The 12,966-nt window shown below is 70.0% G+C and carries 12 protein-coding genes; all 12 read right to left on the reverse strand.

The annotated features are described in order from the left end of the window. Window positions 1-70: 70 nt before the first annotated feature. On the reverse strand, window positions 71-1,258 hold the full coding sequence (locus tag ACFUN8_RS25835; protein WP_383642081.1) for a DivIVA domain-containing protein: 1,188 nt from the start codon (window positions 1,256-1,258) through the stop codon (window positions 71-73). Window positions 1,259-1,307: 49 nt separating this feature from the next. Then, complete coding sequence (locus tag ACFUN8_RS25840) at window positions 1,308-1,604, reverse strand: YggT family protein (RefSeq protein WP_383642084.1); 297 nt, start codon at window positions 1,602-1,604, stop codon at window positions 1,308-1,310. 69 nt (window positions 1,605-1,673) lie between these two features. After that, the gene (locus ACFUN8_RS25845) at window positions 1,674-2,291 is read right to left on the reverse strand and encodes a cell division protein SepF (RefSeq protein WP_031231917.1); all 618 of its coding nucleotides are present in this window, start codon (window positions 2,289-2,291) and stop codon (window positions 1,674-1,676) included. A gap of 124 nt (window positions 2,292-2,415) precedes the next feature. Continuing rightward, window positions 2,416-3,135, reverse strand: a complete 720-nt coding sequence (locus ACFUN8_RS25850; RefSeq protein ID WP_383642087.1) for a YggS family pyridoxal phosphate-dependent enzyme — start codon at window positions 3,133-3,135, stop codon at window positions 2,416-2,418. Beyond that, entirely contained in the window at window positions 3,132-3,884 is a 753-nt protein-coding gene (pgeF, locus tag ACFUN8_RS25855) for a peptidoglycan editing factor PgeF (protein ID WP_383642090.1), read from the reverse strand. Before pgeF ends, ACFUN8_RS25850 begins: the two co-directional genes overlap by 4 nt. Next, entirely contained in the window at window positions 3,881-5,095 is a 1,215-nt protein-coding gene (ftsZ, locus tag ACFUN8_RS25860; protein WP_383642093.1) for a cell division protein FtsZ, read from the reverse strand. The genes pgeF and ftsZ overlap by 4 nt, the downstream gene beginning before the upstream one ends. Window positions 5,096-5,370: 275 nt before the next feature. After that, a complete protein-coding gene (locus ACFUN8_RS25865; protein WP_383642096.1) occupies window positions 5,371-6,168 on the reverse strand; it encodes a cell division protein FtsQ/DivIB in 798 nt (265 codons plus the stop codon). A gap of 13 nt (window positions 6,169-6,181) precedes the next feature. Continuing rightward, window positions 6,182-7,276 carry an undecaprenyldiphospho-muramoylpentapeptide beta-N-acetylglucosaminyltransferase gene (gene murG, locus ACFUN8_RS25870; protein ID WP_078077789.1) on the reverse strand — a complete coding sequence of 365 codons (1,095 nt, stop codon included), beginning with the start codon at window positions 7,274-7,276 and terminating at the stop codon, window positions 6,182-6,184. Between the two features lie 6 nt (window positions 7,277-7,282). Then, on the reverse strand, window positions 7,283-8,767 hold the full coding sequence (gene ftsW, locus ACFUN8_RS25875) for a putative lipid II flippase FtsW (RefSeq protein WP_383642141.1): 1,485 nt from the start codon (window positions 8,765-8,767) through the stop codon (window positions 7,283-7,285). A gap of 85 nt (window positions 8,768-8,852) precedes the next feature. Further along, the gene (gene murD, locus ACFUN8_RS25880) at window positions 8,853-10,316 is read right to left on the reverse strand and encodes a UDP-N-acetylmuramoyl-L-alanine--D-glutamate ligase (RefSeq protein ID WP_383642099.1); all 1,464 of its coding nucleotides are present in this window, start codon (window positions 10,314-10,316) and stop codon (window positions 8,853-8,855) included. After that, on the reverse strand, window positions 10,313-11,383 hold the full coding sequence (gene mraY, locus ACFUN8_RS25885) for a phospho-N-acetylmuramoyl-pentapeptide-transferase (RefSeq protein WP_382571549.1): 1,071 nt from the start codon (window positions 11,381-11,383) through the stop codon (window positions 10,313-10,315). Before mraY ends, murD begins: the two co-directional genes overlap by 4 nt. Further along, window positions 11,380-12,810, reverse strand: a complete 1,431-nt coding sequence (gene murF / locus ACFUN8_RS25890; protein WP_383642103.1) for a UDP-N-acetylmuramoyl-tripeptide--D-alanyl-D-alanine ligase — start codon at window positions 12,808-12,810, stop codon at window positions 11,380-11,382. The genes mraY and murF overlap by 4 nt, the downstream gene beginning before the upstream one ends. Between the last annotated feature and the right edge of the window lie 156 nt (window positions 12,811-12,966).

Here is a 12,966-nt window from a genome sequence, read left to right on the forward strand (position 1 = left end):
GGGTGTCGTACCCCGGGCCCGGCCCTTCAGCCTGCCGACGGCTGTGCGCGACTACCGCGCCCAGCGCCCGTCAGTTGTCGTCCTCGTCGATCAGGAACCCGCGCATCGGCGACGGAGCCTGCTGCATCGGCTGCATGGGCTGCGGCGCCTGCGGCCGGACCGGTGCCATCGGCTGGGTCATCGCCGGGGACATCTGCTGCTGGTTCCCGTACGACGGTCCGCCCGACGAGGGGCCGTGCCCGCCACCCATGGACGGGTTGCCCCCCATGGTGTGACCCATCGCGCCCGCACCGGCCGGTGCCATGGACGGCGACGGCGGCAGTGAGGCCGCAGCCGGCGTACGCGGCGGGGCCAGCGAGTCGTCGGCCTGGGTCTCCAGCTGGCGGAGCTGGCTCTCCAGGTAGGACTTCAGCCGCGTCCGGTACTCACGCTCGAAGCCACGCAGGTCTTCGACCTTGCGCTCCAGCGTCGCGCGCGCGGACTCCAGGGAGCCCATCGCCACGCGGTGCTTCTCCTGCGCGTCCCGCTCAAGGGCGTCCGCCTTCGCACGGGCGTCCCGCTCCAGACCCTCGGCCCGCGAACGCGCCTCGCCGACGATCTTGTTGGCCTCGGAACGGGCCTCCGCGATCGCCTGGTCGGCGGTCTGCTGAGCCAGCGAGAGCACACGCGCGGCGCTGTCGCCGCCGGGGCCGCCCTGACCGGGCTGCGGGCCGTGCCCCATGGGGCCGCCCATCGGTCCACCCATGGGACCGCCCTGCATCTGCCCCTGCATGGGGCCGCCCTGCATGGGACCGCCCTGCATCTGGCCCTGCATGGGGCCGCCCTGCATCGGACCGGGACCGTGCTGACCCTGCGGGCCGGGACCGTGGCCGGGGTGCTGACCCGGGCCGGGGCCGTGTCCGCCGGGGCCGGCGGGAAGCTGCGGGGGCCCACCGGGCAGTTGGGGCTGGCCCATCTGCGGGGGCTGCTGCTGCTGGACCGGCGGTCCGGATATGGCGGCGGGGACAGGCGCACCGGGCCGCTCCTGCTGCTCCGGCGGCTTACGCATCCCCTGCTGCTGTTGCTGCTGCTGGTTCTGCGCGGCGGCACGCGTCGCGGCGGCCAGCTTGGCGCGCAGATCCTCGTTCTCGCGAAGCAGGCGCGTCAGTTCGGCCTCGACCTCGTCTAGAAAGGCATCGACTTCGTCCTCGTCGTAGCCTTCTCGGAGGCGGACGGTCGTGAACTGCTTGTTCCGCACGTCCTCGGGGGTCAACGGCATCTCTTCTTCACCTCTACGTAGTCGTCGGCAGTCGGCAAGACCGTATCGTTCACACTGCCCTCGCAAGGCCGCTGACGACCTGGATGAGGATGTACACGATGATCATCAGAACGAAGAAGGACAGGTCGAGTGCCACGCCCCCGAGACGCAGCGGCGGAATGAACCGCCGCAGAAGCTTGAGCGGTGGATCGGTGACAGTGTAGGTGGCCTCCAGAACGACCACCATCGCCTTGCCGGGCTGCCATGAGCGGGCGAATTGGAAGACGTAATCCATGACCAGCCGGAAGATCAGCACGATGAGGAAGCACACCAGCGCGATGTAGACCACCTGTAGCGCAACGCTCATCCCGCGCTTCCCTCTCCCCTGGCTTCTCTGGTTCCGGCCTCGCGGCCGGGTCGTTCCCGGTGTCGAATCTCAGCTCTGGTTGAAGAACCCGCCCTCTGCGATTCGGGCCTTGTCCTCCGCCGTGACATCGACGTTAGCAGGCGACAACAGGAACACCTTCTGCGTCACGCGCTCAATGCTGCCATGGAGACCGAAGACAAGTCCCGCGGCAAAGTCGACAAGTCGCTTCGCGTCGGTGTCGTCCATCTCGGTCAGATTCATGATCACCGGGGTGCCCTCGCGGAAGTGTTCCCCGATGGTACGGGCCTCGTTGTAGGTCCGCGGGTGCAGTGTGGTGATGCGGTAGGGCTCTCGTTCGGAGACGACCTTGGGCATGATCACTGGTGCGTTCTTCTCCAGGCTGGGGCGTTCAGGTGTGATGGATGCCACGGGGGCGATTCGGGCAGGACGTCCGCTTTCTGCCGCTACCGGCACCGGTTGACGCTCCCGTTCACGCTGCGGAGGAGGCTGCACCACTCGTACTGGTTCGTCCCGTTCGACCTGGTGTACCGGCTGGTGGCGCCGGTGTTCACGCTCGGGTTCGGGCTCGGGTTCGAAATCGTCATCGGGGTCGAAACCCCGGCCGTCGTACCCATCGTCCTCCACGAGGCCGAGGTAGACCGCCATCTTGCGCATCGCGCCGGCCATGCTCTGAGTCCTCCGCTCTGTGGTGGATCGGCCTCGTCACCAAGTGCCCTCGATCCACTCGGTCCTTCCACCTTTCGGCGGAAATGACCATATTTTCTGCTGTGGTCCGACTTGCTTCGCGACGTTACCCGAGCCGGGGGCGGACTCCGAGTACCGCCGTACCGACGCGCACATGTGTCGCTCCGGCCGCAACGGCGGCTTCGAGGTCCGCACTCATCCCTGCTGACACCATGTTCGCAGCCGGATGGTCCGCGCGCAGCAGGGATGACAATTCCAGCAGACGCTCGAACGCCGCCCGTTGGCGATCGGCGTACGGCCCGGCGAGCGGCGCGACGGTCATCAGACCGTCCAGCCGCAGTCCCGGCGCCTCGGCCACGGCCGCCGCCAACTCCCCGATCCCGTCCGGCGCGACGCCGCCCCGCTCACCGCGCGCACCCGAGTCGGCGTCGAGCGCCACCTGGACGAGCACTCCGAGTTCACGGTCCGCGCGCACCGCCGCGGCGGAGAGCGCCGAGACGAGTTTCAGTCGGTCGACAGACTGCACGACATCGGCGTAACCGACCACGGAACGGACTTTGTTGGTCTGCAACTGACCCACGAAATGCCACGTCAGCGACAGATCCGCGCACGCGGCGGCCTTGGGCGCCGCGTCCTGGTCGCGGTTCTCGGCGACGTGCCGCACACCGAGTTCGTGCAGCAGCCGGACGTCGCTCGCGGGGTAGGTCTTGGTGACCACGATCAGGGTCACCTCGTCCCGTTCGCGGCCGGCGGCCGCGCAGGCGGACGCGATTCGCGTCTCCACCTTGTGAAGATTTTCGGCGAGTTCTCTCGCGCGGTCGGTCATGACGCTCCCAGCCAGACATATCCGGCGAGCCGTCCGGTGGTGCGGTCGCGGCGGTACGAGAAGTGGTCGGCCGATTCGATGGTGCAGATCTCCGAGCGGTGCCGGTCCTCGACCCCGAGTGCGGCGAGTTGCCCGTGGACCCCGGCGATGACGTCGACGGCGGGTGTGCCCCAGCTGGTCTCGGACCAGGACTCCGGTACGGCTTCGGCGACTTGGGCCCGCATGGCTTCGGGGACCTCGTAACAGCGTCCGCAGACGGCGGGTCCGGTGCGGGCGGTGATCCGGGAGGGCTCGGCGCCCCGCGCGACCATCGCCTCGACGGCGGCCGGGACGACTCCCGCGACCAGTCCGGGGCGTCCGGCGTGCGCGGCGGCGGCGACTCCCGCCACCGGGTCGGCCAGCAGGACCGGGACGCAGTCCGCGGTGAGTACGGCGAGGGCGAGCCCCCGCCTCGTGGTGACGACGGCGTCGACCGCCGGGATCTCACCCGGCTCGCGCGACTCCCAAGGGCCTTCGACGAAGGCGACGTCACGGCCGTGCACCTGGTTCATCCAGACGACCCGCGCCGCGTCGAGCCCGAGGGACTCGGCGGCGGCGGCCCGGTTCGCGCGTACGGCGGCGGGGTCGTCGCCGACCGCGCCGCCGAGGTTGAGCCGCTCGTACGGAGCGGCGCTCACCCCGCCCCACCTGTCGGTGAAAGCGAAGTGGGCGCCGCTCGTCGAGCCCAACGTGTCGTGCTGTCCTATCACTTCAAGAAGTCCGGGACATCCAGCTCTTCGGCCTGGGTGTCCTGGTAGGGACGGGCCGGCGGGACGTGCGGCGGCGAGACCGGGGGCAGGGGCTTCTCGTTGACCGCCTGAGCCGGCTCGGGGGCGGGCGCCTCGTCACGCGAGGGGACCGTGCCGAGTCCGCCGGAGGGGCGGCCCGAGTCGGACTCGGGGACGGAGGGGCGGTAGGACGGCTGGTCGTCCCGCTTGGCCGAGGTGAGTCCGGTCTCGCGTCGGGTCGGCGGCTGTCCGCCGTCGAAGCCGGCCGCGATGACGGTGACCCGTACCTCGTCACCGAGGGCGTCGTCGATGACGGCGCCGAAGATGATGTTGGCCTCGGGGTGCGCGGCCTCGCTGACCAGCTGCGCGGCCTCGTTGATCTCGAAGAGACCGAGGTCGGAGCCGCCGGAGATGGAGAGCAGCACGCCGCGCGCGCCGTCGATGGACGCCTCGAGGAGCGGCGAGGAGATCGCCATCTCCGCCGCGGCCACCGCACGGTCGTCGCCGCGCGCGGAGCCGATGCCCATGAGGGCCGACCCGGCCTCGGACATCACGGACTTGACGTCGGCGAAGTCGAGGTTGATCAGACCCGGCGTGGTGATGAGGTCGGTGATGCCCTGGACACCCGAGAGCAGCACCTGGTCCGCGGACTTGAACGCGTCCAGGACGCTGACCTGACGGTCCGAGATGGACAGCAGGCGGTCGTTGGGGATGACGATGAGGGTGTCGACCTCTTCGCGGAGTTCGGCGATGCCGTCCTCCGCCTGGTTCGCCCGCCGCCTGCCCTCGAAGGTGAAGGGGCGGGTGACGACGCCGATCGTGAGGGCGCCGAGCGAGCGGGCGATGTTGGCGACGACGGGAGCGCCGCCGGTGCCGGTTCCACCGCCTTCGCCGGCGGTGACGAAGACCATGTCGGCCCCCTTGAGGACCTCCTCGATCTCCTCGCGGTGGTCCTCTGCCGCCTTGCGGCCGACTGCCGGGTTCGCCCCGGCGCCGAGTCCGCGGGTGAGTTCACGGCCGACGTCGAGCTTGACGTCGGCGTCGCTCATCAACAGGGCTTGTGCGTCGGTGTTGATCGCGATGAACTCGACGCCCTTGAGGCCGACCTCGATCATTCGGTTGATGGCATTGACACCACCGCCGCCGACACCGATGACCTTGATGACTGCGAGGTAGTTCTGCGGTGCTGCCACGTCGAAGGCCTCTCGCCTCGAGTTACGTGTCGTCGCTTCGCTGTTGTCGCGAGGCGACGACTGATGCCGATGGGACGGTCCGGACGCCGACCCGAACCCTAACCTTGAAGTTTAGGGTTACCAGAGTGTCTGCTTCTTGGACTCTTCCGAACAGGACACTAAGTCGACACGTGGCGCACGTTCAACGAACACGCCGAACCTCCCGTTTTTCTTTTCACCCTATGTGATCACGCACCAGGCTGACCAACCAGGGTGCTGGTCAGCACATATACGCGTCAACTCCCTGATACGGAAGGGGCGGTGGGCGCACTCACATCGAAGTGCGCCGCCTTCGGAACTGCTTTCATGAGAGCGGTGAGAGCCCGCGCCTTCGCGCCGCCGTCCTCGCCGCTCCCCCACATCACCGTGCGTCCGCCGCTCAACTCCAGCGAGATGGAGTCGTACGAACGGACCTTCACCACCCGGGTGTCCTCGGCGACTTTGCCGGGGAGTTCGTCCCTGACGCGTACCGCTTCGGACATCAGACGAGTGGTGCTGAAGCGTCGCACACTCGGGGACTGATCCACCGTCAATTCCAACAGTGGTACGCCCTTCGGGGCCTTCTCGACCGTCGCGAAACGCACACCCTCCGCGTCCACTTCGATGAACTTTGCGCCCTTTTCGATAAGCAGCGCGGGCTTTCGCTCCGTCACTTTCAGACCGATGCCGTTCGGCCATGACCGTTCCACATCCACCGAGTCGATACGCGGCAGCTTCTGACGAAGTCGACGCTCAATCGCTTCCGTGTCGACGGAAATCAGCGGGGTGGAGATCGGAACTGCCGCTACGGCTTCCACCTCGGCGGGCTTCAGCACCTCGAGCCCCGAAGTCCGCACCTGCTCGACCCGTAGCCAGGTGGAGCCGTAAAGCAGCCAGATTCCCCCCGCGCCGAGTGCGATCACGGAAGTCAGAAGAAGCAGAATACGGCGTCCGGGAAGCCGGAAACGGCGGCCCGGTGGCCGGCCGGAACGGGCGCGGCCGGATTCCGACTCAACTCGTACCGCACCACGCTCGGCGGTCGTCGGTCCGGCCACTGGCCCTGCCTCCCTATGCCTGACGGCGCGCTGCGACCGCCTCGTACACCATGCCGACGAGCAGCTCGTCCGCGTCCCTGCGGCCGAACTCGGCGGCCGCGCGGGACATCTCGTACAGCCGGTGCGGATCGGACAGCACCGGCAGCACATGGCCCTGGACCCATTCGGGCGTCAGTTCGGCGTCGTCGACCAGCAGTCCGCCGCCCGCCTTCACCACCGGCTGGGCGTTGAGCCGCTGTTCACCGTTGCCGACGGGCAGCGGTACGTAGGCGGCCGGGAGCCCGACGGCGGAGAGTTCGGCGACGGTCATCGCGCCGGCGCGGCAGAGCATCATGTCCGCCGCGGCGTAGGCGAGATCCATCCGGTCCACATACGGTACCGGGATGTAGGGCGGCATTCCCGGCATGTTGTCCACGCGCGGCATTTCGTTCTTCGGTCCGACCGCGTGCAGGATCTGGATCCCGGAGCGCTGGAGCAGCGGCGCGGCCTGCTGGACCACCTCGTTGAGCCTGCGGGCGCCCTGCGAGCCGCCGGAGACCAGCAGCGTCGGCAGGTTGGGGTCGAGCCCGAACGCGGCGCGCGCCTCGGGACGGACCCGGGCCCGGTCGAGGGTGGCGATGGTGCGGCGCAGCGGGATGCCGATGTAGCGGGCGCCGCGCAGCTTGCTGTCCGGGGTGGAGACGGCGACGGCCGCCGCGTACCGCGAGCCGATCTTGTTGGCGAGGCCGGGGCGGGCGTTGGCCTCGTGCACGACGATCGGCACCCCGAGCCGCTTGGCGGCGAGATAGCCGGGCAGCGCGACGTAGCCGCCGAAGCCGACGACGCAGTCCGCCTTCGTACGCTCCAGGATCTGCTCGGCGGCCTTGATGGTGCCGCGCAGCCGGCCGGGGACGGTGATCAGTTCAGGGGTGGGTTTGCGCGGCAGCGGGACGGCGGGGATGAGGGCCAGTTCGTACCCCCGCTCGGGTACCAGCCTAGTCTCGAGTCCGCGCTCCGTGCCGAGGGCCGTGATCCCCACGGTGGGGTCCTGCCTCCGCAGGGCGTCCGCGAGGGCGAGCGCGGGCTCGATGTGGCCGGCGGTCCCCCCACCGGCGAGTACGACATGCACCGAAATTCACCGCTCTCCGGACGGACGCTTTTTGACGCGCCGTCTCATCGTCTTCCATCTCACGCCGGGCCTTCGCATGGCCAGCGCCGCCTTCGCGGCGGGATCCTCCCGCGCGAACGCGATCAGCAGCCCGACGGCGAACATGGTCGGCAGCAGGGCCGACCCTCCGTAGGAGAACAGCGGGAGCGGGACTCCGGCGATCGGCAGGAGACCGAGCACCGCGCCGACGTTGACCACGGCCTGCGCCGTGATCCACGTGGTCACGCCTCCCGCGGCGTACCTCACGAAGGGGTCCTCCGTGCGTCCGGCCACGCGGATACCCGCATAGCCTAGAGCCGCGAAGAGGGCGAGCACCGACAGCGTCCCCGCCAGCCCCAGTTCCTCCCCGGTGATGGCGAAGATGAAGTCGGTGTGAGGTTCCGGGAGTTGACCCCATTTTTCCACACTCGCGCCGAGTCCGGAACCGAACCATCCGCCGGAGGCCAGCGCGTAGATGCCGTGCACGGCCTGCCAGCACTGGTCGTTCGGACCGGGGTCCGTCGCGCCGATGCAGGCGAGCCTGGACATGCGGTTGGAACTGGTCTTGATGAGGATGAAGCCGAGGGTGAGGGCGACGGCGAGTACGGCGCCGAAGAGGCGGGTGGGCGCCCCCGCCAGCCACAGCAGTCCGAAGAGGATCGCGGTGAGGATGATGGCGGTGCCCATGTCGCCGCCGAGCATGATCAGACCGAGCAGCATGAAGGCGACCGGCACGAGCGGCACCAGCAGATGCTTCCACTGGGTCAGCAGCCGCTTGTCCTGTTTGCGGGCGAGCAGGTCGGCGCCCCACAGGATCAGCGCCAGCTTGCCGAACTCGCTGGGCTGGAGCTGGAAGGGACCGCCGAGATAGATCCAGTTCTGGTTGCCGTTGACCGCGTGCCCTATCCCCGGGACCTGCACGAGGACCATCAGGAAGACGGCGCCGACGAGCAGCGGGTAGGACAGCGCGCGGTGCAGTTTGCCGGGCATCCGGGAGGCGAGCAGCATCAGTCCGGAGCCGATGACGGCGGCCAGGAACTGTTTGCGGAAGAAATACGAGCCGGGCAGCGAGAGCTCCAGCGCCTTGATCATCGAGGCGCTGTAGACCATCACCAGACCGAGCACGGTGAGCAGCAGGCCGGCGCCGAAGATCAGGTAGTACGCGGTGAGCGGACGGTCCCAGGCGCGGCGGGCCCGCTCGTACATCCGCCGCACCCTGTTGCCGCGCGGCGGGCGGGGCGGCCGGACGCCGGGTCCGGCGGCCCCGCCGCGTACGGCGGGAGCGCGTCGTACGGCCGCTCCGGGGGTCCGGCCGCGCAGGGCGGGGCCCGGCGGCCACGCGGGCCCCGTGGGGGCCCCTGTCGGCAGCGCGAGGGGTGGCGGGGCGAGGGACGGTACGGCGGCGCGGAACCGCTCCCGTACCGAGGGACGCGCGGTGCGCGGGCCCGTGCCCGCGGTGTCGTCGGCCGGCATCATCGCTGTCCCCTCCAGTCGTGCGCGGCACGTCCGGCCGGTGGGGCTGTCGCGGCTCGCGCTCGCCGGCCTTCTCGCCGGTCGGTCAGGCGTGCTCGGCGGCGAGTGCGCGGACCGCGTCCGCGAACGCCTCGCCCCGCTTGTTGTAGTTGACGAACATGTCCATCGAGGCACAGGCCGGGGCCATCAGGACGGTGTCCCCGGTCTTCGCGAGGCGCGCCGCCGCACGGACCGCGGCCGACATCGCCCCAGTGTCCGTCTGTTCGAGGTCCACGACCGGGACTTCGGGGGCGTGTCGCGCGAGGGCTTCGGCGATCAGCGCCCGGTCACGGCCGATGAGGACCACGCCGCGCAGCCGCTTCGCCGACCTCTCGACCAGCTCGTCGAAGGACGCGCCCTTGGCGAGGCCGCCGGCGATCCAGACGATCGGGTCGTAGGCCGCCAGTGAGGCTTCGGTGGCATGGGTGTTGGTGGCCTTGGAGTCGTCGATGTAGCTGACGCCCTCGATGTCCGCGACGTGTTCGATGCGGTGCGGGTCCGGGCGGAAGGCGCGCAGTCCGTCGCGTACGGCTGCGGGTGGGACGCCGTAGGCGCGGGCGAGGGCCGCCGCCGCGAGGGCGTTGGCGATGTTGTGCGGGGCGGGCGGGTCGACGTCCCCGACCTCGGCGAGTTCCTGCGCCTGCGCGGTGCGGTTCTCGACGAAGGCCCGGTCGACCAGGAGCCCTTCCACGACGCCGAGTTGGGAGGGGCCGGGGGTGCCGAGGGTGAAGCCGATCGCGCGGCAGCCCTCCTCGACGTCGGCCCGGCGCACCAGGTCCTCGGTCACCTTGTCGGCGACGTTGTAGACGCAGGCGACGGTGTTCCCCTCGTAGATCCGGCCCTTGTCGGCGGTGTACGCCTCCATGGAGCCGTGCCAGTCGAGGTGGTCGGGCGCGATGTTGAGGACGGCGGCGGAGTGGGCGCGCAGGCTCGGCGCCCAGTGCAGCTGGTAGCTGGAGAGTTCGACGGCGAGGACGTCGTACTTCTCCCGGCCGTTCTCGTCGGGCAGGACGGCGTCGAGGAGCGAGACGCCGATGTTGCCGACGGCCTCGGTGCGCAGGCCCGCCGCGCGGAGGATCGCGGCGAGCATGCGGACGGTCGTGGTCTTGCCGTTGGTGCCGGTGACGGCGAGCCAGGGGGCCGCGTCGGGCCCCCTGAGCTGCCAGGCCAGTTCGACGTCGCCCCAGATCGGTACGCCGGCTTCGGCGGCGGCCAGGAAGAGGGGTTTGCCGGGCCCCCAGCCGGGCGTGGTGACGACGAGTTCGGTTCCCTCGGGGAGGGTCGCGCCGTCGCCGAGCCGTACGGTGACGCCGATGGCGGCCAGTTCGGCGGCCTGGGTACGGGCGCGCTCGTCGTCGCCGTCGTTGACGACCGTGACGTCGGCGCCCAGGTCCCGCAGCGCGCGGGCCGCCGGGATCCCGGAGACCCCGAGACCGGCGACGGTGACGCGCTTGCCGTGCCACCGGTCCCGGGGGTCGGCCGACGGTCCGGCCGGCTGACGGTCGTTCACTTGTCGGCCGCCCAGCCCGCGTAGAAGAGTCCGAGTCCGACGATCACGCACATGCCCTGGATGATCCAGAAGCGGACCACGACAAGGACTTCGGACCACCCCTTCAGTTCGAAGTGGTGCTGGAGCGGGGCCATCCGGAAGACGCGCTTGCCGGTCAGCCGGAACGAGCCGACCTGGATCACCACGGACATGGTGATGAGGGCGAAGAGGCCGCCGAGGAGGGCGATCAGGAGTTCCGTACGGGAGCAGATGGCGAGGCCCGCGAGGGCGCCGCCGAGCGCGAGCGAGCCGGTGTCGCCCATGAAGATCTTGGCGGGTGAGGTGTTCCACCACAGGAAGCCGAAGCAGGAGCCCATGAGGGCGGAGGCGACGACCGCGAGGTCGAGCGGATCTCGTACCTCGAAACAGGCGTCGGGGTTGGTCAGGGTCAGCGCGTTGGCGCAGGACTCCTGGAACTGCCAGAGGCCGATGAAGGTGTACGCGCCGAAGACCATCACCGACGCGCCGGTGGCCAGGCCGTCCAGACCGTCCGTCAGATTCACGCCGTTGGACATGGCGAGAATCATGAACAGCGCCCAGACCACGAACAGCACCGGTCCGATGGACCAGCCGAAGTCCGTGACGAAGGACAGCCGGGTGGAGGCCGGGGTGTTGCCGCGGAGGTCGGCGAACTGGAGCGAGAGCACCGCGAAGGTGATGCCGACGATCAGCTGGCCGGCCATCTTCGCCTTGGCCCGCAGGCCCAGCGAACGCTGTTTGACGATTTTGATGTAGTCGTCGAGGAAGCCGACCAGGCCCATCCCCGCCATCAGGAACAGGACCAGCACACCGGAGAACCTCGGGTCCTCGCCGGTGATCACCTTCGCCAGGGCGTAGGCGATCAGGGTGGCGAGGATGAAGGCGATGCCACCCATGGTGGGCGTGCCCTGCTTGCTGCCGTGGCTGCGCGGGCCGTCGTCCCGGATGAACTGGCCGTAGCCCTTGCGGGCCAGCAGCTTGATCAGCAGCGGCGTGCCGATCAGGGTCAGGAAGAGCCCGATGGCTCCCGCGAAGAGGATCTGCCTCATCGGCCGGAGACCTCACCCTCGACTGCGTTCTCGAGCAGTGCCTGGGCGACCCGCTCCAGTCCGGCCGACCTGGAAGCCTTCACCAGCACGACGTCTCCCGAACGCAGTTCACTGCGCAACAGATCGACCGCCGCCTGCGCGTCGGACACGTGCACCGACTCCTCACCCCACGAACCCTCGTTGTAGGCGCCCAGTCGCAGCCAGGACGCTTCCCTGCCCCCGACTGCGACGAGCTTGCTGACGTTGAGCCGGACGGCGAGCCGTCCGACCGCGTCGTGCTCGGCGAGCGCCTCGTCACCGAGTTCGGCCATCGGGCCGAGCACCGCCCACGTGCGTCCGCCGGTTTCCCTGGCGGCACCGCCCATGGCGACCAGCGCGCGGAGCGCTGCTCGCATGGAGTCGGGGTTCGCGTTGTAGGCGTCGTTGACGATCGTCACGCCGTCCGCGCGCTCGGTGACCTCCATACGCCAGCGGGAGAGGGTTTCCGCCTCGGAGAGCGCCAGGGCGATCTCGTCGACGGACATGCCCAACTCATGGGCGACGGCGGTCGCGGCGAGCGCGTTCGACACGTGATGCTCACCGTACAGCCGCAGCGTCAGGTCCCTGCACCCGGTGGGTGTTCGAAGGCGGAAGGAGGGTCTGCCGAGGGGGTCGACGTGGACGTTCTCTGCCCGTACGTCTGCTTCGTCTGACTCTCCGAACAGCACGACCCGTGCCTTGGTGCGGGTCGTCATCGCGCGTACGAGGGGGTCGTCGGCGTTCAGGACGGCCACACCGCCGTCCTCGGCGGACGGCAGCGACTCGACCATCTCGCCCTTGGCCTGGGCGATCTGCTCGCGTCCGCCGAACTCGCCGATGTGGGCGGTGCCGACGTTCAGTACGAGGCCGATCCTCGGCGGGACGAGTCCGGTGAGGTAGCGGATGTCCCCGATGTAGCGGGCGCCCATCTCCAGGACCAGGAAGCGGGTGTCGTCGGCGACGCGCAGGGCGGTGAGCGGGAGTCCGATCTCGTTGTTGAGGTTGCCGTCGGGCCAGACGGTCGGGCCCGCGCGCCGCAGGAGTTGGGCGATGAGGTCCTTGGTGCTGGTCTTGCCCGACGATCCGGTGAGCGCGACGGTCGTGGCGCCGGTGCGCTCCACGACGGCGCGTGCGAGGGCGCCGAGGGCCTGGACGACGTCCTCGACGACGATGGCGGGGACGCCGACGGGCCGGACGGCCAGCACGGCCGCGGCGCCTGCCTCGACGGCCTTGCGGGCGTAGTCGTGGCCGTCGACGTTCTCGCCGGCGAAGGCGACGAAGAGGCTGCCGTCCGCCACCTGGCGGGAGTCGATGACGACGGGGCCGGTGACCTGGACGGCCGGATCCGGTATGTCGTACGACTGCCCGCCGACGATGGTGGCGATCTCGGCGAGGGAGAGGGTGATCACTGGGACCGTCCTGCGATTGGAGGGCGGGTGATGGACGGGGCCGCGCCGGGCGCCGGCGCGGCGACGGGTGGGCGGGTGGCCCGCGGGGCGAGGGGCGGGCGGGGAACCGGCGGGACGACCGGCGACGGGGAGGCCGGGCGGCGGCCGGCGGCCCCC

Source organism: Streptomyces sp. NPDC057307, from assembly GCF_042667665.1.
Classification (GTDB): Bacteria; Actinomycetota; Actinomycetes; order Streptomycetales; family Streptomycetaceae; genus Streptomyces.